At 72.3% G+C, this 22,564-nt stretch carries 17 protein-coding genes and 2 pseudogenes; 9 read left to right on the top strand and 10 right to left on the bottom strand.

Annotated elements, in window-relative coordinates:
* The first annotated feature begins 8 nt into the window (after positions 1–8).
* Positions 9–1,673: an amidohydrolase gene (locus ACZ5CR_RS25280; RefSeq protein ID WP_468861149.1), complete on the top strand. Its 1,665-nt coding sequence runs from the start codon at positions 9–11 to the stop codon at positions 1,671–1,673.
* On the opposite strand, the gene ACZ5CR_RS25275 is transcribed toward ACZ5CR_RS25280, so the two are convergent.
* On the bottom strand, positions 1,630–2,331 hold the full coding sequence (locus ACZ5CR_RS25275) for a 4'-phosphopantetheinyl transferase family protein (protein ID WP_468861280.1): 702 nt from the start codon (positions 2,329–2,331) through the stop codon (positions 1,630–1,632). The two genes, ACZ5CR_RS25280 and ACZ5CR_RS25275, sit on opposite strands and share 44 nt — an antisense overlap.
* Before the next feature lie 124 nt (positions 2,332–2,455).
* On the opposite strand from ACZ5CR_RS25275, the gene ACZ5CR_RS25270 reads away from it, so the two are divergent.
* The 3 genes from ACZ5CR_RS25270 (at position 2,456) to ACZ5CR_RS25260 (ending at position 7,477) form a co-directional block, all read left to right on the top strand.
* Positions 2,456–3,082 carry a YigZ family protein gene (locus ACZ5CR_RS25270; RefSeq protein ID WP_468861148.1) on the top strand — a complete coding sequence of 209 codons (627 nt, stop codon included), beginning with the start codon at positions 2,456–2,458 and terminating at the stop codon, positions 3,080–3,082.
* Between the two features lie 160 nt (positions 3,083–3,242).
* Positions 3,243–4,406: an exonuclease SbcCD subunit D gene (locus ACZ5CR_RS25265; protein WP_468861145.1), complete on the top strand. Its 1,164-nt coding sequence runs from the start codon at positions 3,243–3,245 to the stop codon at positions 4,404–4,406.
* On the top strand, positions 4,403–7,477 hold the full coding sequence (locus ACZ5CR_RS25260; protein WP_468861142.1) for an AAA family ATPase: 3,075 nt from the start codon (positions 4,403–4,405) through the stop codon (positions 7,475–7,477). The genes ACZ5CR_RS25265 and ACZ5CR_RS25260 overlap by 4 nt, the downstream gene beginning before the upstream one ends.
* 13 nt (positions 7,478–7,490) lie before the next feature.
* Here ACZ5CR_RS25260 and ACZ5CR_RS25255 read toward each other — a convergent pair whose 3' ends face one another.
* From ACZ5CR_RS25255 to ACZ5CR_RS25245, 3 genes are all read right to left on the bottom strand, one after another.
* Positions 7,491–7,937: an Lrp/AsnC family transcriptional regulator gene (locus ACZ5CR_RS25255; RefSeq protein WP_468861140.1), complete on the bottom strand. Its 447-nt coding sequence runs from the start codon at positions 7,935–7,937 to the stop codon at positions 7,491–7,493.
* 221 nt (positions 7,938–8,158) lie between these two features.
* Entirely contained in the window at positions 8,159–9,883 is a 1,725-nt protein-coding gene (locus tag ACZ5CR_RS25250; protein WP_468861138.1) for a DUF885 domain-containing protein, read from the bottom strand.
* A gap of 35 nt (positions 9,884–9,918) precedes the next feature.
* Positions 9,919–10,431: an Lrp/AsnC family transcriptional regulator gene (locus tag ACZ5CR_RS25245; RefSeq protein WP_468861136.1), complete on the bottom strand. Its 513-nt coding sequence runs from the start codon at positions 10,429–10,431 to the stop codon at positions 9,919–9,921.
* Between the two features lie 60 nt (positions 10,432–10,491).
* Between ACZ5CR_RS25245 and ACZ5CR_RS25240 the strand changes: the two genes are divergently transcribed.
* Positions 10,492–11,778 carry a trans-sulfuration enzyme family protein gene (locus tag ACZ5CR_RS25240; RefSeq protein WP_468861135.1) on the top strand — a complete coding sequence of 429 codons (1,287 nt, stop codon included), beginning with the start codon at positions 10,492–10,494 and terminating at the stop codon, positions 11,776–11,778.
* Here the strand turns inward: ACZ5CR_RS25240 and ACZ5CR_RS25235 are convergent.
* The gene (locus ACZ5CR_RS25235) at positions 11,699–13,162 is read right to left on the bottom strand and encodes a GNAT family N-acetyltransferase (protein ID WP_468861133.1); all 1,464 of its coding nucleotides are present in this window, start codon (positions 13,160–13,162) and stop codon (positions 11,699–11,701) included. The two genes, ACZ5CR_RS25240 and ACZ5CR_RS25235, sit on opposite strands and share 80 nt — an antisense overlap.
* 153 nt (positions 13,163–13,315) lie before the next feature.
* On the bottom strand, positions 13,316–14,899 hold the full coding sequence (locus ACZ5CR_RS25230) for an alkaline phosphatase D family protein (protein WP_468861131.1): 1,584 nt from the start codon (positions 14,897–14,899) through the stop codon (positions 13,316–13,318).
* A 201-nt stretch (positions 14,900–15,100) separates the two neighbouring features.
* Between ACZ5CR_RS25230 and ACZ5CR_RS25225 the strand changes: the two are divergent.
* Positions 15,101–15,205, top strand: a pseudogene (locus tag ACZ5CR_RS25225) (VOC family protein); the annotation flags it as partial.
* On the opposite strand, the gene pdxR reads toward ACZ5CR_RS25225, so the two are convergent.
* Entirely contained in the window at positions 15,163–16,584 is a 1,422-nt protein-coding gene (pdxR, locus tag ACZ5CR_RS25220) for a MocR-like pyridoxine biosynthesis transcription factor PdxR (RefSeq protein WP_468861277.1), read from the bottom strand. The pseudogene ACZ5CR_RS25225 and the gene pdxR sit on opposite strands and share 43 nt — an antisense overlap.
* A 214-nt stretch (positions 16,585–16,798) precedes the next feature.
* Here pdxR and ACZ5CR_RS25215 point away from each other — a divergent pair.
* Positions 16,799–17,587: pseudogene (locus ACZ5CR_RS25215) on the top strand (DMT family transporter); the annotation flags it as partial.
* A gap of 72 nt (positions 17,588–17,659) precedes the next feature.
* Here the strand turns inward: ACZ5CR_RS25215 and ACZ5CR_RS25210 are convergent.
* A complete protein-coding gene (locus ACZ5CR_RS25210) occupies positions 17,660–18,505 on the bottom strand; it encodes an alpha/beta fold hydrolase (protein ID WP_468861275.1) in 846 nt (281 codons plus the stop codon).
* Between the two features lie 182 nt (positions 18,506–18,687).
* Here ACZ5CR_RS25210 and sigJ point away from each other — a divergent pair, with 182 nt between their 5' ends.
* Positions 18,688–19,578, top strand: coding sequence for an RNA polymerase sigma factor SigJ (sigJ, locus tag ACZ5CR_RS25205; RefSeq protein ID WP_468861129.1), 891 nt, complete (start codon positions 18,688–18,690; stop codon positions 19,576–19,578).
* A gap of 243 nt (positions 19,579–19,821) precedes the next feature.
* Complete coding sequence (locus ACZ5CR_RS25200) at positions 19,822–20,583, top strand: GntR family transcriptional regulator (RefSeq protein ID WP_468861126.1); 762 nt, start codon at positions 19,822–19,824, stop codon at positions 20,581–20,583.
* A gap of 53 nt (positions 20,584–20,636) precedes the next feature.
* Here ACZ5CR_RS25200 and ACZ5CR_RS25195 read toward each other — a convergent pair whose 3' ends face one another.
* Positions 20,637–21,794, bottom strand: coding sequence for an ROK family transcriptional regulator (locus ACZ5CR_RS25195; protein ID WP_468861124.1), 1,158 nt, complete (start codon positions 21,792–21,794; stop codon positions 20,637–20,639).
* Between the two features lie 106 nt (positions 21,795–21,900).
* On the bottom strand, positions 21,901–22,563 hold the full coding sequence (locus ACZ5CR_RS25190; protein ID WP_468861122.1) for a response regulator: 663 nt from the start codon (positions 22,561–22,563) through the stop codon (positions 21,901–21,903).
* Between the last annotated feature and the right edge of the window lies 1 nt (position 22,564).

Here is a 22,564-nt window from a genome sequence, read left to right as displayed (position 1 = left end):
GGAGCAGCATGGAGGGGCCGAGCGGCATGGCGGACGAGACGGTGACTCGGGTCTTCCTGGGTGCGGTCCGCACCGGAAGCGACATCCACGCGGACACCACGGCACTGGCCGTACGAGGCGGACGCGTCGTCGCTCTCGGCGACGAGGCCCGCGCGCTCGCCGAAGAGGCGGACGACGTGGTCGAGTTGGGCGAAGGACTGCTCATCGCCGCCTTCGGTGACGGCCACGCGCACCCGCTCTTCGGGGGCCTGGAGAGCTTCGGCCCGCAGATCAAGGACCTCACCTCCGTCGACGCGATCGTCACGGAGGTCGGACGGTGGGCCGCCGCGCACCCGGACGCGGAGTGGATCGTCGGCGCCTCCTACGACCCCGCGCTCGCGCCCGACGGCGAGTTCGACGCCCGGTGGCTGGACGCCGCGGTGCCGGACCGGCCCGTCGTCCTGCGGGCGTACGACTACCACACGGTGTGGTGCAACACACAGGCCCTGCGCCGGGCCGGAGTGCGGGACACGACGCCGGACCCGCGCCTCGGCTGGATCGTCCGGCGCCCCGACGGCTCGGCCCTCGGCACGCTGCGCGAGTGGCACGCCTGCGACCTGGTGCTCGACCAGGTGCCTGCGCGCGAAGAGGCCGAACTCGTCGAAGCCGTGCGCCGCGCGGGACAGGCGTACGCGCGAGCGGGCATCACCTGGGTGCAGGACGCCTGGGTCGAGCCGGAGATGGTGGAGGCCTATCTCGCGGCGGCCCGGCACGGCGCGCTGAGCGTCCGCGTCGACCTGGCCCAGCGCGCGGACCCCGACCGCTGGCGCGAGCAGCGCGAACAGTTCGACGCGACGCGCGGGCGCGTGGCAGCCGATGGCGGCCCGCTCCTGTCGGCGCGCACGGTCAAGTTCTTCAGCGACGGCGTGATCGAGGGCGGTACGGCCGCGCTGCTCGCCCCCTATCTGGACGCGCCGCACAGCTGCGGTATGCCCGTGTGGGAGCCGCGCGCGCTCGCCGAAGCGGTGTGCGCGTTCGACGCCGACGGTTTCAGGACGCACATCCACGCCATCGGTGACGCGGGCGTACGGGCGGCCCTCGACGCGGTGGAGTCCGCCGTCCACGCCAATCCGGCCTGGGACCGGCGGCCCGTGATCACCCACGTCCAGCTCGTCGACCCGGCCGACCTGCCGCGCTTCGCCGCGCTCGGCGTCATCGCCAACTTCGAGCCCCTGTGGGCGCAGCCGGACCCGGTCCAGACCGATCTGTCGATGCCCCGGATCGGCGCCGAAAGATCCGATCTGCAGTACCCGATGGGGGAGTTGGTGCGCGACGGGGTGCGGCTCTCCTTCGGCAGCGACTGGCCCGTCAGCTCGTACGAACCGCTCGAGGGCATCCAGGTCGCGGTCACCAGGCGTACGTTCGACGGCCTTCCGGAGGGCGGTTGGACCCCGCACCAGCGCCTCACCGTGGAGCAGGCGCTCACGGCGGCCACCAGCGGTGTCGCCCACCAGGCGGGCGCGGACGACCGCACCGCGCTCGTGCCCGGCGCGTCCGCGGACCTGGTCCGGCTCTCCGCCGACCCGCGCACCGTGGACCCGATGGCCATCCGGCATGTGCGGGTGCTCGGCACGTGGCTCGGCGGAGCCCCTACGTACCGGGAACGGGAGGAACGGGAGGAACGGGAGGAGTGAGCGGCAGGACGATGGCGGTGACGGCTATGCCGTCACGTATCAGCCAGTTGCCCCGGAAGCCCGTCAGCTCGCGCCCCGCCACCTTCGGCCCGGGGACCAGGAGCGTCGCGGCGAACGTGCCGTCCGGCCTCAGGTCCATCCGCGCCTCCTCGAAGCCGAGCCAGCGCCCGGTCAGCGGGAACCACGTCTTGTAGACGGACTCCTTGGCGCTGAACAGGAGCCGGTCCCAGGGGACGTCCGGATGCCGGACGCCGAGCTCGGCCAGGGCCGCGCGCTCCGCCTCGTCCGCGACAAGTTCCAGGACGCCGGGGTCGGGGAGCGGGGCGGCCGGCTCCGCGTCGACGCCGACGGAGAGGACCGCAGAGTCGCGGGCCACGACGGCGGCGCGGTAGCCCGCGCAGTGCGTCATGCTGCCGACGATGCCGTCCGGCCAGCGCGGCGCGCCCTTGGGCCCGGGCAGGATCGGCACGGGCGGCACGCCGAGCTCGGCGAGGGCGGCGCGGGCACACCGGCGGACCGTGGCGAACTCGCGGCGCCGCTTGTCCACGGCCCGCGCGACGACGTCCGCCTCCTCGGGGAACAGGAAAGGTTCGACCGGTTCGTCCCGGGTGGTCTCCACGACGGTGACGGGCGCGGCGGCGAGCAGCGAATCCAACACGTCGATGTCGCCGGGGACTTGCGCGTCCGTACCGCTGTGGACCTGGCGTGCGCGATTCGTAGGTGACGTCACAATGGATCACCGTACCGGGGCCGTGGCGTGCGCGGGGGCCTACTCTGGCGGGATGCACGACGAGTACCGCACAGTGGCCCGTGAGGCCGTGCACGAGACCGAGATCAACCGCTCGCGCTTCCTGTGCGCCCTCGCCCCCGCGGCCACCGAGCGGGAGGCCCAGGACTTCGTCGCGCGCATCCGCAAGGAGCACCCGTCCGCCTCGCACAACTGCTTCGCGTACGTCATCGGGGCCGACGCCGGAGTGCAGAAGGCGAGTGACGACGGGGAGCCCGGGGGCACCGCGGGTGTGCCGATGCTCCAGATGCTCCTGCGCCGTGACATGCGCTACGTCGTCGCCGTCGTGACCCGCTATTACGGCGGGGTCAAGCTCGGCGCCGGCGGACTGATCAGGGCCTACGGAGGAGCGGTCGGCGAGGCCCTCGACGCCGTCGGCACCCTGACCCGCAGGCGCTTCAGGCTCGCCACCGTCACGGTCGACCACCAGCGCGCGGGCAAGATCCAGAACGATCTGCGGTCGGCGGGACGAGAGGTGCGTGACGTGCGTTACGGGGACGCGGTGACCATCGAGATCGGCCTTCCCGACGCCGACGTCGAGGCCTTCACGGCCTGGCTCGCGGACGCGACGGCGGGCAGCGCGGTCTTCGAGCTCGGGGGAGAGGCGTACGGGGACGCCTGACGCCGGGCGGGATGTTCGCAAGGGGGCAGATCGGGGTTCGTGGTCGAGCAGGTGCCGACAGGCGCTAGCGTGGTGGGTGCTGTCGGCGGGGCCCGTGCCGGGGCGGTCCTCGATCCGGGCACAGGAGGGGTTGAGTGAGCATGCGGGCCGGAGCGGCGTCTTGAGAATTCTGCACACGTCCGACTGGCATCTGGGCCGGGCCTTTCACCGCGTGAACATGCTCGGCGCCCAGGCCGATTTCATCGGTCACCTCGTCGCCACGGTGCGTGAGCGCGAGGTGGACGCCGTCGTCGTGTCCGGTGACGTGTACGACAGGGCGGTGCCGCCGCTCGCCGCCGTCGAGCTCTTCGACGACGCGCTGCACCGGCTCGCGGACCTCGGCGTCCCGACGGTGATGATCTCCGGCAACCACGACTCGGCGCGCCGCCTCGGTGTCGGCGCGGGACTCATCGGCCGCGCGGGCATCCACCTGCGCACCGCTCCCGCCGCCTGCGGGGAGCCCGTGATCCTGGCCGACGGCCACGGGGACGTGGCGTTCTACGGCCTGCCCTATCTCGAACCGGCGCTGGTCAAGGATGAGCTCAACGTGGCGCGAGCAGGCCATGAGGCGGTGCTCGGCGCCGCCATGGAGCGGGTGCGCGCCGACCTGGCCACCCGGACGCCGGGCACCCGTTCCGTCGTCCTCGCCCACGCCTTCGTCACCGGCGGCGAGGCCAGCGACAGTGAGCGGGACATCACGATCGGCGGGGTGGCCGCCGTGCCCTCCGGGGTCTTCGACGGCGTCGACTACGTCGCGCTCGGTCACCTGCACGGCAGCCAGGCCATCAGCGAGCGCGTGCGCTACTCGGGCTCCCCGCTGCCGTACTCGTTCTCGGAGTCCGCGCACCGCAAGAGCATGTGGCTCATCGACCTCGGCGCGACGGGGGAGATCGAGGCGGAGCGGATCGACTGCCCGGTGCCGCGTGCGCTCGCCCGCGTCCGGGGAGACATCGAGACGCTGCTCGCCGACCCGGAGCTCGCCCGCCACGAGGACGCCTGGGTCGAGGCGACGCTCACCGACCCGGTGCGCCCCGACGACCCCATGGCCCGCCTCTGCGAGCGCTTCCCGCACACCCTCAGCCTCGTCTTCGACCCGGAGCGCGCACCCGAGGACCCGGACGTCTCGTACTCCCAGCGCCTCAAGGGCCGCAGTGACCAGCAGATCGCGGAGGACTTCGTGACCCATGTGCGGGGCACGGGGCCCGACGGGCGCGAGCAGGCGGTGCTGAGTGCGGCGTTCGACACCGTCCGCACCGACGACACGCTGCGCGAGGTGGCCCGATGAGGCTGCATCGGCTGCGGATCACCGCGTTCGGCCCGTTCGGCACCACCCAGGACATCGACTTCGACGACCTCTCCGCCGCCGGGCTCTTCCTGCTGCACGGACCGACCGGCGCGGGCAAGACGTCCGTCCTGGACGCCGTCTGCTACGGCCTGTACGGCTCGGTGCCGGGGCCCCGGCAGGGCAGCGGCCAAGGGGTGACGCTGCGCAGCGACCACGCGCAGCCCGGTACGCGGACGGAGGTGTGCCTCGAACTCACCGTCGCGGGGCGGCGGTTGGAGGTGACCCGGCAGCCGCCGTGGGAGCGTCCGAAGAAGCGCGGCACCGGCACGACCATGGAGAAGGCGCAGAGCTGGCTGCGTGAGTACGAGGCCGGGGAAGCCCCGAACGGTGGCGGGTGGAAGGAACTCAGCCGCTCCCACCAGGAGATCGGCGAGGAGGTCACGCAGCTGCTCGGCATGAGCAAGGAGCAGTTCTGCCAGGTGGTGCTCCTGCCTCAGGGCGACTTCGCGCGCTTCCTGCGGGCCGACGCGGAGGCCCGCGGCAAGCTGCTCGGGCGGCTCTTCGACACGCGCAGGTTCGCCGCGGTCGAGCAGCGGCTCGCCGAGCAGCGGCGCGATGCCGAGGGCGCGGTGCGGGGAGGCGACGGAGAACTTCTCGCCGACGCGCATCGCATGGAGCAGGCCGCCGGGGACGTCATCGGGGACGTCCCGTCGCCACTGGCCGAGCTGAAGCCCGGCGATCCCGGCCTTGCCGAGTCCGTACTGACCTGGGCCGCTCTCGCCCGCACCAGCGCGCGAGAGCGGCGCACGATCGCCCGGTGCGCTCTCACGGCCGCCGAGTCCGTCCAGGCCGCAGCGGGGCGCGCTCTCGACGACGTACGCGAACTCGACCGGCTGCAAAGGCGGTTCGACCAGGCGCGGGAGCGGTCCCGGCGCCTTCAGGAGCGTGCGGACGAGCACCGGCAGCGGCAGGCCCGCTTGGAGAGGGGTCGCAAGGCCGAGACGGTCGCGCCCGCGCTCGGCCTGCGCCGGGCCACCGAGGAGGAGCACCGCCGCGCGACCGCCGACGAGGCGCACGCGCGTGGACGGCTGCCCGCCACGTTCGCGGACTTGGGCGCGTCGGGGCTCGCCACCGCCGCGCGCAAGGTCTCCGAGGAACTCGGCGGCCTCGAATCCGCCCGGCGCGCCGAGCAGCGCCTGGCCGAACTCGGCACGGAACGCGTGTCGTTGGAGCGCGAGGAGCGCGCCGACGACGAACTTTCGCGCGAGGCCGCGGGCTGGCTCGACGGCTGGGAGACGACCCGGGCCGCACTCCAGGAGCGCATCGAGTCCGCCCAGGAGGCGGCCACGCGCACGGAGCAGATCGCGGGCCAACTGGAGCCCGCACAGGTCAGGTTGGACGCGGCGCGCCGTCGAGACCGCCTCGCCCGGGAAGTGTCCACCGCGCATGAAAGCGCCCTCGCGGCCCGTGAGCGTGCCACCGCGGCCCACGAGCGCTGGCTGGTCCTGAAGGAGCAGCGTCTCACCGGCATCGCGGCGGAACTGGCCGCGGGTCTGACCGACGGCGCCCCCTGCGCGGTCTGCGGAGCCACCGAACACCCCGCGCTCGCCCCGAAGGGCGCAGGTCACGTCGACCGTGCCACGGAGGAGTCGGCGCTCGCCGCGTACCGGCAGGCGGAGGAGCGGCGCACCGAGCAGGAGCGGCACCTCGGCGAGTTGCGCGAGTCGTTGGCGGTGGCTGGGGCGGCGGCGCTCGGGTCGCCCGCCGGGGACACCGCCTCCGAAGACGCGGAGGCCGTCCCGGAGGGGCCGTCCGTCGAGCAACTCGCCGCAATTGTCGAGAAGCTGCGCGGTGAACACGCCGAGGCGCGCGGCTGTGCCTCCGGTCTGCACGCTGCCAGGGAAGCCCTTGCCCAGGCCGAGCGCGAGCACGACCGCAGGGTCGCCGTCCGGCAGGAGGCGGCAGTGCGGGCCGCGTCGCGTACGACCATGCGGGACAGTCTCGACCGCGAACAGGCAGGTCTGGACGTCGAGTTGGCCCGCGCGCGGGGTGCGAGCGAAAGCGTCGCGGCGCGCGCCGCCCAGCTGGAGCGGCAGGCCGCGCTCCTGACCGAGGCGGCGGAAGCCGCACGCGTCGCCGCCGACACCGCCCAGCGGCTCAAGGACGCCGACGCGCGACTCGCCGACGCCGCCTTCCGCGCCGGGTTCGACACGCCGGGGGACGCGGCCGAAGCCCTGCTCGACGACGCCCGCCACCGGGAGTTGCAGCACCGTATCGACGAGTGGCAGAACGAGGAGGCGGCGGTACGTTCCCTCCTCGCCGAGCCGGACGCGGCTGCCGCCGCCGAGCAGCCGCGGGCCGACCTGCGAGCCGCCCAGGAAGCCGCCGAAGACGCCGACCGGCAGGCCCGTGCCAGTGCCTCCGCACTCGACGCGGCCACGCGGCGCTGCGCCGAACTCGACCGGCTCTCCGACCGGTCGGCCGCCGGAGCCAGGCGGCTCGCGCCCCTGCGTGACGAGTACGACCGCGTGGCGCGCCTCGCGGGACTCGCCGCGGGGACATCGGCTGACAACGAACGCAGGATGCGCCTGGAGTCCTACGTCCTCGCCGCCCGGCTCGAACAGGTCGCGGCCGCCGCGACCGCACGGCTGCGGCGCATGTCGTCAGGCCGCTACACCCTGGTCCACTCCGACGACCGTACGGGGCGCGGCCGTTCGGGCCTGGGCCTGCACGTGGTCGACGCGTGGACGGGCCGCGAGCGCGACACGTCCACGCTCTCGGGCGGCGAGACCTTCTTCGCCTCCCTCGCCCTCGCGCTCGGCCTCGCGGACGTCGTCACCGACGAGGCCGGCGGCGTACGGCTCGACACGCTCTTCATCGACGAGGGCTTCGGCAGCCTCGACGACCAGACGCTCGACGAGGTGCTCGACGTCCTGGACTCGCTGCGCGAGCGGGACCGCAGCGTCGGCATCGTGAGCCACGTCGCGGATCTGCGGCGCCGCGTCCACGCTCAGCTCGAGGTCGAGAAGGGCCGTGCGGGCTCGGTCGTACGGCAGCGGGGCGGAGTGTGAGGGGCAGCCGGGGTCAGCGGCCCAACGGGCGCCTCGGCAGGGGAGAGGAGTAGACGATGCTCGTCGTCACGGACCCCAGCGCGCCGATCTTCCCCGCGACCTCCTCCAGGTGACTCATCGAACGCGCCGCCACCTTGATCACGAAGCAGTCGTCGCCGGTGACGTGATGCGCTTCGAGCATCTCGGGGGTCGTCTCGACCAGATCGTGGAACGGCTTGTCATGGCCGTTCGGGTAGCGCAGCCGCACGAACGCCAGGATGGGCAGACCGAGCCGGTCCGGATCGACCACGGCCGCGTACCCCTGGATCACGCCCGCCTCCTCCAGGCGGCGGACCCGCTCGGTGACGGCGCTCGGGGACATGGCGACGGCGCGCGCCAGCTCGGCGTAGCTGGCGCGGCCCTCACGCTGGAGGACATCGAGGATGCGCCAGTCGGTGGCGTCCGTGGAATAACCGGTCATCCATGAGAGGTAACAGGGGAATCCCCGGCTGATCAAGGGGTACGCCGGTGATCGGCTCTTCAGGGGGCGCGGCTCCGCCCGTGGATTTCTGGCCATGAGCACAGCGAGGAACACAGCGAGGAACACAGCGAGGAACACAGAAGCGATGACCGTCATGAGCCCTGCGGCTGCCGCCGGCGACGCGGGCGGGTCCCGCAAGTGATGCGGGCCCGCCCCCACCCTCAGAGTGCCGACAACTCGTCCACCAGATCGTCGAGCCCCAGCGATCCCTGTGACAACGCGGCCATGTGCCACGCCTTCGCGTCGAAGGCCGCGCCGAGACGGCGCTGTGCGTTCTCGCGGCCGAGCAGCCAGGCCCGCTCGCCCAGCTTGTAGCCGATGGCCTGGCCGGGGATGGAGAGGTAGCGGGTCATCTCGCTCGCCACGTACTCCGTGGGACGGCTGCAGTGCGCGTCGTAGAACTCCTGCGCCAGGTCAGGGGTCCAGCGCTCGCCCGGGTGGAAGGGCGCGTCCGCCGGGATCTCCAGTTCCAGGTGCATGCCGATGTCGACGATGACGCGCAGCGCCCGCATCATCTGAGCGTCCAGATAGCCGAGCCTGCGCTCGGCGTCCGTGAGGAAGCCGAGCTCGTCCATGAGCCGCTCCGCGTACAGCGCCCAGCCCTCCGCGTTGGCGCTGACGATGCCGATCGTCGCCTGGTAGCGGGAGAGGTTCTCCGCGACGTGCGCCCACTGCGCCAGCTGGAGGTGATGACCGGGCACGCCCTCGTGGTACCAGGTCGAGACCAGGTCGTACACCGGGAAACGGGTCTCGCCCATCGTCGGCAGCCAGGTCCGTCCCGGGCGCGAGAAGTCCTCCGAAGGGCCCGTGTAGTACGGGGCCGCGGCGCCGCCCGGCGGGGCGATGCGGGACTCCACCACGCGTACCCGCTCGGCGAGTTCGAAGTGCGTGCCGTCAAGCGCCTCGATCGCCTCGTCCATCAGCTCCTGGAGCCAGACCCGCACCTCTTCCACGCCCTCGATGTGCGTGCCGTGCTCGTCGAGGTGGGCGAGCGCCACCCACGGCGTGGCCGCGCCGGGCAGGATCTTCTCGGCCTCGGCGCGCATCTCGCCGAGCAGCCGGTGGAACTCGGACCAGCCGTACGCGTACGCCTCGTCGAGGTCCAGATCGGCGCCGTTGAAGTAGCGCGACCAACGGGCGTAGCGCTCGCGCCCCACCGTGTCGGGAGCGCCCTCGATCGCGGGCGCGTACACGTCCCGCATCCAGTCGCGCAGCGCCACGACCGACGCGGTGGCGGCGCGTGCCGCGGCGTCCAGTTCGGCACGGAGTGCGTCAGGCCCTTCCGACGCGAACTCCTCGAACCAGCCGCGGCCCTCGCCGCCGCCGGGCCCCGCCCACTCGCCGAGCTGGTCGATGAAGGTGGCCGTCGGGCGGGGAGGCGCGAACAGCTTGCGTTCCAGGCCGAGTTCGAGCGAGGCGCGATACCCCTCGTACGCGGCGGGCACGGCCCGCAGCCGTTCGGCGATCGCGGCCCAGTCCTCGGCCGTCTCCGCCGGCGTGACCGTGAAGATCTCGCGCACCGCGTGCGGGATCGTGTGCAGGTTGCCGACCGAGCGCAGCCCCTCATCGGCCTCGTGCACGGCGAGTTCGGCGGTGAGCCGCTCCCGCAGGAGCCGCCCGCACCGGCGCTCGGCGTCGCTGTCGGCGCCGGGCAGACGCTCCGCGGCGTCGAGCCGGGCGAGCGTCGTGCGGGCAAGCTCCGCGACGGCGTCCTGGCCCGCCGGTGAGGTGTCGGGGAGCTTGCTGTGGCTCTCCTTGACGCCGAGATACGTGCCGTTGATGGGGTCGAGGGCGATGAGCTCGTCGACGTAGGTATCGGCGACCTGGCGAGGCAGCGGGCCGCTGCTCCCGCCCGTGTCCGGGTTCGGGATCTTCGTGTCTGACATGCGGACATCCTCGTACGCGGGACACACCCGCGTCATCAGGATTGGCCGGAGCTCTCCCCTTGGTCATCGGCCCCCGGGCCCGGCGGCAGGAGCGGTCCGCACTCCCACTGCTGGAAGATCAACCGGGTCTCCACGCGTGCCACTTCGCGCCGCGACGTGAACTCGTCGAGGACGAGCCGCTGGAGGTCCGCCGTGTCGGCCACCGCCACATGCACCAGATAGTCGTCGGGCCCCGCCAGATGAAACACCGACCGGGACTCCGGCAGCACCCTGATCCGTTCCACGAACGGCCCGACGAGCTCCCGACGGTGCGGCCGCACCTGCACGGAGAGCAGCGCTTCCAGACCGCGCCCGAGCTTCGCCGGATCGAGCCGCAGCTGGTGCCCGAGGATCACGCCGGAGCGGCGGAGCCGGGTGATCCGGTCCAGACAGGTCGACGGCGCGACGCCCACCTGGGCCGCGAGATCGCGGTAGGTGATCCGGGCATCGTTCTGCAGCAGCCGCAGTATTCGGAGATCCACCGGGTCCAGTACGACAGATTCAGCCACCCGCCGAACGTAGCACGGGGTTCAACCACTGGACACGGGCCTTTGTTCAGGCTGTCGGGCATGGACACGAACACGGAATCCCGCACCGGATCCGGCCACCCGGCCCGCACACCAGTACCGCGCGCCCTCGCCACGGAGGCCGTGCACGCCGGACGTGACGACCTCGCCGGGCTCGGCCTGCACGCCGCGCCGATCGACCTGTCCACCACCTACCCCTCCCACGACACCCGTGGCGAGGCGGCGCGCATCGACGCCTTCGCCGCCGACGGCGCCCTCGATGACGGACCGCCCGTCTACGCCCGCCTCGCGAACCCGACCGTCGCCCGTTTCGAGACCGCCCTGGCCCGGCTCGAAGGAACGGAGAGCGCGGTCGCGTTCGCGAGCGGCATGGCGGCGCTGACCGCGGTCCTTCTCGCACGAGGAGCGGCCGGTCTGCGCCATGTCGTGGCGGTGCGCCCGCTGTACGGGTGCAGCGACCACCTGCTGACGGCGGGGCTGCTCGGCTCCGAGGTCACCTGGGTCGACCCGGCCGGGATCGCGGACGCCATCCGCCACGACACGGGCCTGGTCCTCGTCGAGTCGCCCGCCAATCCGACTCTCGCCGAACTGGATCTGCGCGCGGTGGCCCACGCCTGCGGCACGGTGCCGCTCCTGGCCGACAACACCTTCGCGACGCCCGTCCTGCAACGGCCGGTCGAGAGCGGGGCGCGGCTCGTGCTGCACAGCGCCACCAAGTACCTGGGCGGGCACGGGGACGTCCTCGGCGGAGTCGTCGCGTGCGACGAGGAGTTCGCACGGCAGCTGCGGAAGGTCCGCTTCGCCACCGGCGGGGTGCTGCATCCGCTGGCCGGATATCTGCTCCTGCGGGGCCTGTCCACCCTGCCGGTGCGCGTACGGGCGGCCTCCGCTAACGCGGCGGAACTGGCGCGGCGCCTGGCAGCCGACCCGCGGGTGCGCCGCGTGCACTATCCGCGGCTCGGCGGCGCGATGGTCGCCTTCGAGGTCAGGGGGGATCCGCACGCGGTGACCGCCGGGGTGCGGTTGATCACCCCGGCGGTCAGCCTCGGCAGCGTCGACACCCTCATCCAGCATCCGGCGTCCATCAGCCACCGCGTCGTGGACGCGGCGGACCGGCGCTCGTCCGGCGTGAGCGACAGCCTGCTGCGTCTTTCGGCCGGGCTTGAGGACGTCGAGGACCTGTGGCAGGACCTCGACCAAGCCCTCGGCCCTCAGCCGTCGGGCACCGAGGTCGCCGCGGTGCCCCGGATCAGTGCTGCTCCGCCCGTCCCTGCGGCTGGTCGTACGGCAGTTGCGAGCTCACCGGCGTGGCTTCAAGCCGGGCGGTGATGACCAGCGTGCCCTCCTCGATCTGGTAGTCGAGGGGGAGCCCCAGGCCGCGCATCGCCGCGACCATGCCCGTGTTGGACGCCTGCGTCACGGCGTACACGCTCTCGCAGCCCGCCTCGACCGCCATCGTCACGAGGCGGCCGAGGAGTTCACCGCCGATGCCGCGGCGCTGCCAGTCGTCCTCGACGAGCAGCGCGATCTCCGTCTCGTCGCCGTCCCAGAGCAGATGGCCGATGCCGACGATGCGCCCGGAGGCGGTCTGCACCGCGAGGGTCCGGCCGAACCGCGGGCTGAGCAGGTGGCCCAGATACCGGTCGGCGTCCCGCACCGGGCCGTGGTAGCGCATGCCCAGGGTGCGCTGTGAGCAGCGCTCGTGCATGGCCTTGGCCGCGTCCACGTCGGTGGTGTCGGCCCGGCGCACGGTGATGGAGCTGCCCTCGGCGAGCGTCAGTACGTCCTTGCTGTGCGGGATGCGCGGGCCGAGCCGGGTGTCGAGCTCGACCAGGGCACGCGCGCGGGCGAACTCGGTGGGCGTGAACGGCAGATACGGCCGCTCCACGGTGATCACTTCACCCTCCGGTGCCTGCAGTCGCAGTACGGTCCCTTCCAGCGCGCCCTCGACGGGCTGGTCCGCCAGGGTTCCGGACGCGGTCTGTGTCTTCGCGGGCAGCGAACGGATGGTGCAGCGACCCAGCAACTGGCGCAGCGCGAGCGGCAGTTCGGCGGCGTCGAGGGCGGTGCGGGTGGCAAGGCCCAGGATGCGGGTGGGGGCGTCCACCAGGTCGTGGGCGTCGGCCCGCTCGATCCAGGTGCCCGAGCCGCCCGCGTGCGAGACGCCGCGGGTGATCTCGGCCGCGGGCAGATCGGCGGGGGCGCGCAGCAGGAACTCGTCGACGGTGCCTTCGGCCAGCGGGTGCGCCTGGAGGCTCAGGATGTCGACCTTGCCGTGGGCGAGCGTCGTGCACAGGGCGGCGAGCGATCCCGGCTCGTCCCGCACCGTGGTGCGCATCCGCCACAGCGTCGTCGCCCCTGCGGACGACTCCGTGGCGGTGGCCCCGGCCTGCTCCATGGCCGTCATGGGGCCGGTCTGCTGCCCGGTCCGGAGCCCGGTCCGCTGCCCGGCGGCGAGTGGCCGGGCGCCGGTATCGTCCACCGTCGGCGGTGCGTGCTCGTGGCGGCGTGCCCACCATGTGTGGAACCCGACCGTGGCGAGCAGTGCCACGGCCGAGATCACCAGGAGGGCGGGACCGTCGGGGCCGTGCCCGATCATGTTCGCCACCGCGTCCGCCACGGCCACAGCCGTGAAGAGGGCGGCGAGCTCCACCAGATCCCGCCGCCAGTGGTGAACGGGACGGCCATGTTTGGTTCGCGTCACATCAGACATGTCAGCACTCATACAGCCACTGTGGAGGAAGGGTGTTGCGTGATCACGAACGTTCTGTGACTGACGAGTTAAGATACCTTCTGCCCGTTTAATTCCTCTTTGCCTGCTCTTGGTATCCGGGCGTGACAGCTCGCTGAGCGTTCGGTGGCCGAATCACTGCTGTCCCACCCGGCCCGGCTGCAGGACCTGCGTGAACAGCACCCCGCCACCCTCCTGCCGCAGCCGCACGGTCAGCTCGCCGCTGTCACCGTCGATGTCGACCTCTCCGAAGTACTGCGGAGTTTCGGCCGGTGAGGTGTTGGCGCGGTTCGGCGCCTTGATGAAGCGCTGCTCGGGGCCGAACGTGCCGTCGAGCTTGAGGGCCTGGAAGCCGCCGGCGGCAAGTGGACCCGAGATGAACTCGTAGAACGGCGCGAAGTCCTTGAACGCCGCGCGTGAGGGGTCGTAGTGCTGCGCGGACGTGTAGTGCACGTCGGTGGTCAGCCACACCGTTCCGGTGACCTTGCGGTGCTTGATGTGCCGCAGCAGTTCGGCGATCTGCAGTTCGCGGCCCAGCGGTGCGCCGGGATCACCCTGCGCGACGGCCTCGAAGTTCGCCGAGCCGTCGGGTACGACGAGGCCGAGCGGCATGTCGGACGCGATGACCTTCCAGGTGGCACGCGAACGCGACAGCTCGCGCTTGAGCCAGCTCAGCTGCCGGGCGCCCAGGATGCCGGTGGTGTCGTCGGGCTGCTTGCCGGGGGAGTTGGCGTTGCGGTAGGAGCGCATGTCCAGGACGAACACGTCGAGGAGCGGTCCGTGCCGCAGGACGCGGTACACCCGCCCGTCCTCGTCGCCCGGCGGGAGCGTGGAGACCGGGAAGTACTCGCTGAACGCCCGCAGGGAGCGCCCGGCGAGGACGTCCACGTTCTTCTCCGTGTAGCGGGCGTCGGTCAGGATCTGCCCCGGATACCAGTTGTTCTTCACCTCGTGGTCGTCCCACTGGACGATGGAGGGCACCTGCGCGTTGAAGCGCCGCAGGTTCTCGTCGAGGAGGTTGTAGCGGAAGGCGCCGCGGAACTCCGCGAGCGTCTCGGCGACCTTCGACTTCTCCTCCGTGGTCACGTTCCGCCACACGCTGCCGTCGGGCAGGGTGACGCTCGGCAGGATGGGCCCGTCGGCGTAGATGTTGTCGCCGCTGCACAGGAAGAAGTCCGGGTCCCTGCGGCGCATCTCGTCGAAGATCCGCCAACCGCCGCGGTCCGGGTTGATGCCCCACCCCTGGCCCGCGATATCGCCCGACCACAGGAAACGTACGCCTTCCCTGCGCCCCTTCGGGCTCGTACGGAACGTTCCGGTGACCGGCTCACCCGCCCGTCGGGGGTCGTCGGGGTCGGCCAGGAGCACGCGGTAGTGGATCTGCTCGCCCGCGGGCAGCCCGCGCAGCCGTGTCGTCCCCGTGAAGTCGGTGTCCGGGCCGAGCAGCGGGCCTTTCCAGCGGGTGGGATCGCGGAACGACTCCGTGGCGGACGTCTCCACGATCATGCGGGCGGGACGGTCGGAGCGCACCCACACCAGGCCCGCGTGCGCCGTCACGTCACCGGCCTGCACGCCCCACTCGGCCCGCGGGCGCCCCGAGAGGGCGAGCGCCGGAGCGGCCCCGGAGAGAGCCGGCACGGCGAGCGCCGCCGGGACGGCGAGCGAGCCGCGCAGCACACTGCGGCGGCGAGGGGACGAGCTCGGCTGAGGGTGTGACATGAATGCGCCTCCAGTGACAGGTCGGACCAGTGTGCAGGGCTACAACTAGTAGTGCGCGGCGGCGCACACACAAACCACAAGTGAACAACTGCCCACGCCTTCAGGGGAACCGGTGTGCGAACGGTATGTCGTCCACATCCCCGGTCACCGGCCCCTGGATGCCCGGTCACCGGCCCCGAGATGTACGTCTGATGTACGTCTCGGGACGCAGGCCCGCACCCGTACTGGAACGAGTGGGGCGTCACCGTCGAGGACCCCGACGGCTACCGCCTGGTGCTCCGCACGCGCGCGTGGTCCAAATCCTGAGCCTTCTCGACCTCCTGAGCCGCCTCGGCGAGGAGCCGCACCCCCTCGGCGATCTTCGCGGGCGTCAGATGGGCGTAACCGAGCACAAGGCGCACGCCCGGGCCTGCCGCCGAGCCGTGGTCGCTCAGTCTGTAGTCGCTCAGCGGCCGGACCGCCACCCCGGCCGCCGATGCCCGCCGCAGGAAGGAATCCTGCGGCCCCCATCGGCCGGGCAGCCGCGCGATGACATGCAGCCCGGCCGCGATACCGGTCACCTCCGTACCGGGAAAGTGCTCGTCGAGCGCGGCGGCGAGCGCGTCCCTGCGCTCACGGTAGGCGCGCTGGCAGCGGCGCAACTGGCGGTCGTAGTCACCGCGTTCGACGAAGCGCGCGAGCAGCGCCTGATCCAGCGCCGGATTGCCCAGGTCCATCATGCGCTTGCGGGCGACGACCTCATCGGTCATCGACTCCGGCACGAGCAGCCAGCCCAGGCGAAGGCCCGGAGCGAGCGACTTGCTGACCGATCCCGTGTAAGCGACGTGTTCGGGGTCGAGTCCTTGCAGTGCGCCCACCGGGGCACGGTCGTAGCGGAAGTCGCCGTCGTAGTCGTCCTCGATGATCAGACCGTCCACGGACCGGGCCCAGTCGAGGAGTTCGGTGCGCCTTCGCGGTGAATAGCCGATGCCCAGGGGGAACTGATGGGCGGGCGTGGTGACGACCGCCCGCAGATCCCGTTCCTTCAGTACGCCGGTGACGACGCCCTCGTCGTCGAGGGGGACCGGCACCGTGGCGACATCGGCCGATGCGAACAACTCGCTGTGCTGGGGGCTTCCGGGGTCCTCGACGCCGACGGCACGCACCCCGCGCGCGTGGAGCACGAAGCCGACGAGCGCCATGGCCTGCGCCACTCCGGAGCAGACGACGACGCCCTCCGGGTCCGCGACGACGCCCCGGCGGCGTACGAGCAGTTCGGCGAGGGCGGTACGCAGCCGGGGCAGGCCCCGCGGATCCGGGTAGCCGAGTACATGGTGGGGCAGTTCGGCCAGGACGCCGCGGTGCGCCGCCGCCCACGCGGCGCGCGGGAACAGGGAGAGGTCGGGCGTTCCCGCGATGAAGTCCACGCGCGCGTGCACGGGACGCGGCGCCAGGTCATGTGTTCCTCGTGCGGCCGTCCGGGCCGCGCCGCCCACCCAGGTCCCCGCGCCCCGGTCGCTGCGCAGATAGCCCTCGGCGGTCAACTGCTCGTACGCCTCCGTGACGAGCCCCCGCGAGACACCCAGATCGGCGGCGAGCTCACGGCTTGACGGCAGCCGCGTCCCCGGCGCGAGGCGCCCTGACCTGACCGCATCGCGCAGCGCCGACCTGAGGCTGCGGCCACGGCTGCGGGCGGGGGCGGACACGGCGGGGAGCAGCAGCTCCCAGGCGGCGGTGCCGGGTGCCTGTCCCGACCCTTGCCCCGATCCGTGCCCCGATCCTTGCCCGGATCCTGATGCCACCGGACCCGCCTCCTGAGATGTCACCGGACGCGCCTCCTGAGAAGGGAGGAAGTGGTCCCCGAACCAGCCCTGGAAGTGGACCTTAAACCGGTCCGCGTCTCTTCCTAGCGTCAGGGGCATGAACGCGAACCTCACACGCGGGTCCCTGCTCGCCGCCCTCGCCTGCCTCCTCGTCGGCGGCTCCTTCACCGCCAACAGTCTCCTCGGCGACTACCCGTACGCGGGCGGCCAGTTCCTGCGCTACGGCCTGGCCTGCCTGCTGCTCCTGCCGCTGCTCGGGCGGGGCGGCACGGCACCGCTCCGTCGCCTGACACGGCGCCAGTGGGGGCGCCTCGCGGTCCTCGCCGCCGTCGGCATGGTCGGCTTCAACCTGGCGATCCTCGCCGCCGAACGTACGGCGGAACCTGCCGTACCGGGTGTCTTCGTAGGATGTGCCCCGGTGATCGTGGCGGTCGTCGTGCCGCTGATCGAGGGGCGGAAGCCGCAGCGACGCGTCCTGTACGGGGCGTTGATCGTCGCCGCCGGAGCCTTCACCGTGCAGGGATGGGGCCGTACGGACGCGATCGGCATCCTCTACTCCGTGTGCGCGCTCGCGGGCGAGGTCGGGTTCGCGGTCGTCGCCGTTCCCGTGCTGCGGCCGCTCGGTCCGAAGCTGCTCTCCGCCACGGTGTGCGGGATCGCCGCCGTCGAGTCCGCCGCCATCGGCGCGGTGGCCGACGGCGGGGACTGGCTGCGGGCGCCCGACACCACCGAGGCGGCGGCCCTGTTGTGGCAGGCGGCGATCGTCACCGTCATCGGGTTCGTCTGCTGGTACTCGGGCATCCAGCGCATCGGCGCCGAGCGCGCCACCCTCTTCTCCGGTCTCATTCCCGTCGCGGCGGCCTTCACCGCGCCCTTGGTCGGCACGGGCGCCTACGGAGCCCCGCAGGCCGTGGGCAGTGCGCTCGTCGGTGCCGGGGTGGCCCTGGGCTCCGGCGTGCTAGGCGGCGGGCGCACGGCGGCACGTGTCGAGGACGACGCGCGAGACGAGCGCCGGATCGTCGTTCATCGGGACGTGCCCGCAGCCGGGAAGGCGCACCAGACGGGCCTCGGGGACGGCGTGCTTGGCGCGGATCCCCTGGCGGCGCAGCAGGATGCGGTCGCGCGCGCCCCACGCGACGGTGACCGCGAGTCCGGGCACGTCGTCACTGAAGAGCACGTCACGCCCGGCGGCGAGGGTCTGCTCGAACCCCTTGGCGTCGCGCAGCGCGAGGGTCTCGGCGACGACGGCCTCGGGTGAACGGCGGCCGGGGTGGGCGTAGATGGTGCTGGTGAGCGCCGCGCGCCCCGCGGCGGTCCGGGAGAGCCGCTCGATCAGCGGCAAGGGAAGGAGCCGTGCGCCGTGCCGCATCGCGAGCAGCGTGTTGAACGCGTACCGCCGCTCCCCGGGCGTCCAGAAGCCCGCCGGGGACAGGGCGGTGACCGAGCGCACGAGCTTCTCCCGGCCCAGCTCCAGGGCGAGCAGACCGCCCAGCGAGTTGCCCGCCACGTGCGGACGTTCGATCTCCAGGGCCTCGCACAGCGCGCCGAGCACGGAGACCACCGTGGTGATGTCGTAGGGCAGCCCGTCGGGGAGCGCGGGGGACTCCCCGAAGCCCGGCAGGTCCACGGCTATCACGTCGTACTCGGTGGCCAGGATGGCGAACACCGGGTCCCACGCCTGGCGGTGGTGGCCGATGCCGTGGAGCAGGAGCAGCGGCTCCCCCTCGCCCGCGCGTTCGTACGTGAGTGACATCGATCGCGGACCGCCGGGCGATTCGACGCTGAAGGACACCTCTGCGGCCATTGCTGCTCCAGTCCCCGCCGCCTGGCGACGGTCTTCAGACACCTTAGACACCTTGTCAGCAACAATTACCGCTCAGTAGCCTCCAGTTCAAGAGGGTGGACGGGGCCGCCTCCTGGCCGCTGTGGGGTGTGACGCACCTGCTTCGCCTGGACAGCGGGTGATCCGTCGGCTGGGATGGAGGAGTGGCGAACGACTCCGTGACCGACGTCTTCGAAGAGCACAGGGCCGTCCTGATGGGCGTGGCCTACCGCATGCTCGGCCGGGTGGCCGACGCGGAGGACGTCGTGCAGGAGTCCTGGCTGCGCTGGTCGGCGGCCGACCAGGAGCGCGTGCGCGAACCGCGCGCCTACCTGGTGCGCGTCACCACGCGCCTCGCCATCGACCGGCTGCGCCACGTGCAGTCACGCCGCGAGTCCTACGTAGGACCGTGGCTGCCCGAACCACTGGTCACCGACTACGGGCCGACCGTCCCCGACACCGCCGAGCAGGCCGTGCTCGCCGACTCCGTGTCCTTCGCGGTCCTGGTCGTCCTGGAGTCCCTCTCGCCCCTGGAGCGCGCGGTGTTCGTGCTGCGGGAAGCCTTCGGGTTCCCGTTCTCGGACATCGCCCTCACGCTGGACCGCGGCGAACCGGCCGTGCGGCAGCTCGCGGCGCGGGCCCGCAAGCACGTGGACGAGAAAAGGCCGCGCTACGCGGTGGATCCGGGCGAGCGCCGCGACCTGACCGAGCGGTTCCTCGCCGCGGCCACCAGCGGTGACCTGGACGGTCTGATGTCCCTGCTCGCCCCGGACGTACGCCTGGTCGGCGACAGCGGCGGCAAGGCCAAGGCGCCGCTGCGCGTCATCGAGGCGGCGGACAAGGTGGGCCGTTTCCTCATCGGCGCGGCCCGCGCGGGCGTACCGGAGGGAGCGGAGCTCGGGGTCCGGTTCCTGGAGATCAACGGCGCCGACTCCGTCCTTGTCCTGGTCGACGGCAAGCCGGACTCCCTCTTCCAACTGGCCGTCGTCGACGGACGGATCACCGACGTCTACATCATCCGCAACCCGGACAAGCTGATCGGGTTCGCCTCCTAGACCCCAGATGACAGACCCCCGTCCACCCAGGGCGGGGGTTCTGTCTTGTTCGCTACGCGCGCGTGGACCGACGCCAACAACACGTGAATGCTCTGTGGCATCGTCCCTGTGCGGGCTGTAACGGATCGAGGATTGGTCTTGACCAAGGTTGGGCGCCGCTCTATCGTCGCAGAGATAGTGCAAGGACCTTTAATAAACAAGGCGCTGAAAAGCCGCCGGCACACGGCGATTGCGGAGGACAGGGTGGGGACCACGCAGCTGGAAGCGGCACCGGAGCCGAAGTACTGGCACCTCAAGACCGTGCTCAGCGAGGCACTCGATTCAGAGTTCGCCGTCGGCGAGATCCTGCCCAACGAGCGTGATCTCGCGGCCCGCTTCGGTGTGGCCCGTGCCACGCTCCGTCAGGCACTCGAGCAGCTGGAGCTGGAAGGCAGGCTGCAGCGCCGCCGCGGGGTCGGCACGACCGTCGCCCCGCCGCGGATGGGCGTGGCCGTCGGATCCGAGCAGGGCACATGGCCCGGCGAGGTCGGCGACGCATGGCAGCCCGTCGACTGCGCACCGGCGCAACCGCCCGCCGAGGTGGCCCGCATGCTGGCGGCCGACCCCGGCGAGCAGGTGCACGTGGTGCGCCGCACACGCGTCTCGCACGGCCAGCCCGTGGCCGCCGAGCTGCTGTACGTGGCGATGTCGGCCGTCTCCGAACTCTCCGCGATCGACGCCCCGTCCGGAGCCTCACGCGCGCGTGGCGTGCTGCGCGAGCTGCACCGGCTCGGCCTCGAAGGACAGGACCGCGCCGTCGAGCTCGGCTCGGCCCGCGCGGACGACGCCAAGGCGCTCGACCGGCTCCCCGGAGCCCCGGTCCTCGTCGTGACGACCCGCTTCTTCGCCGAGGGACGCACCGTCGCGGTGTCCGTGGCGACGTATCGCGCGGACACCTGCCGCCTCACGTTCGGTGACGCGGGCGGCGTCGAGATCCACCACGGCCCGGAGCGCCAGGCCTCCTGACACCCGCTTCCCGCAGGACAACCGCTTCCTGATCCCATGTCCGGCCCGGCGCCTCAGCGCCGGGCCGTCACCGTTCCCTCGACCGCGAACAGCTGCTCCTCGACGTGGTCGAGGGCAAGACGCAGCGCGCCCGTCGCGATGGCCGCCTCGCCGAGCACCGACAGGGCCACCCGGGGCGGCCGCAGGCAGTAACGGGCCAACTCGCGGCGCAGCGGCTCCAGTACGCCGTCCAGACCGGCCGCCCAGCCGCCCACGACGACCAGCTCGGGGTCCAGGGCGAGAACCAGCGCCGCCACGTCGTGCACCAGGCGCTGAATGAACCGCTCGACGGCCTGCCGCGCCCGCTCGTCGCCCTCGCGCGCATGGGCGAACACCTCCGCCACCGCCTGCTCGTCCAGCGGGTGCAGCGGCTCGTCCGTGGTCGAAAGGAGCGTCTCGGGGGTCACGTCACGGCCAAGGAGATGCAGGGCGCCGATCTCCCCGGCGGCGCCGCCGTAGCCACGGTGCAGCCGCCCGCCGATCAGCGCCCCGGCCCCCGGGCTGAGCCCGGCGAGGACCATCACCACGTCGTCCGAGTCGGTCGCTGCGCCCTTCCAGTGCTCGGCCACGGCCGCCGTGTTCGCGTCGTTCTCCACCAGGACCGGGCACTTGAAGGACCTGCGCAGGCGCTCGCCGAGCGGCAGCCCCGTCCACTCCGGCAGTGCGGTCCCGAGCCGGACCGTGCCGTCCGCCTCCACGATGCCGGGGCTGCCGACACCGACCGCGCGCAGTGAGCTGCGGGCGATCCCGCCACGGCGCAGCAGATCGGCGACCGCCGTGCGAAGGCGCTCGATGCGTTCGTCGGCAGGTGCAGTCTCGGACACGTCCTTGGCCGTCGTGCCGAGCACCCGGCCGTCCAGGTCCGAGAGCACGGCCGCCACCCGGTGCGGGCCGATCTCCAGGCCGAGCAGATGCCCCGCCTCGGCCCGGAAACGGAACCTCCGGGCGGGCCGTCCCTGGCGTCTTGCCGCGCCCTCCTCGGCGGCGGTCTCCACCACGAGTCCGGCATCGATGAGCCCCTCGACCACGCCCTCGACGGTCGGCCGTGAGAGCCCGGTCACCCGGGTGACCTCGGTGAGTGTCGCGAAGTCCGCCCCACGCAGAGCGTGCAGCACCACAGCGGAGTTGATCCGCCGCAGCAGAGAGGGATCCCCGCCGGTCAGCCGCCCCAACGTCCGTCCTCCCAGCTCGTGCGCATGATGGGCGGATCGTACTCGCAGCGGCCGATCGCTGCGAGTGCCGGGCCCACCTGTGACGCAGAGTGCCGATCGGCCGCGCTCATCCCGGAGCGACGAAACCGGATTCGTACGCGGCGATCACCGCCTGCGTCCGGTCGCGGGCCCCCAGCTTCGCGAGCACGGCACTCACATGGGATTTGACGGTCTCGGCGCCGACGATCAGCTCTGCCGCGATCTCCGCATTCGACAGACCGCGCGTCATGAGGCGCAGCACGTCCGCCTCACGCTCGGTGAGGGCGGCCCGGTCGAGGGCGGCCCTGGCCTCCGCGTTGCCCGGCTGGCGCCCGTACGCGCCCGCCAGCTGCCGTACCGCCGCGGGGAACAGCAGCGACTCGCCCTCCGCGACAAGGCGCACGGCGTTCACGATCTCCGCGGGACGGGCGCGCTTCAGCAAGAAACCGTCGGCACCCGCGCGCAGCGCCTCGTACACGTACTCGTCGTTCTCGAAGGTCGTCACAACGACGATCTTCGGCGGGTCCTGCACGGTGCGCAGGACGGCACGCGTGGCCTCGATGCCGTCGAGGAGGGGCATGCGTACGTCCATCGCGACCACGTCGGGCCGCAGTTGGCGCACGAGCGGAATGACGGCGGCGCCGTCGGCCGCCTCGCCGACCACCTCGATGTCGGGCTGCGCCTCAAGGACGGCGCGCAGACCGGCGCGTACGAGGGGTTCGTCGTCGACGAGCAGGACAGTGACCGGCATC

Source organism: Streptomyces sp. NPDC031274, assembly GCF_055570235.1.
Note: the sequence above shows the minus strand (reverse complement) of the source record. Positions and strands in the feature narration are given on the sequence as shown.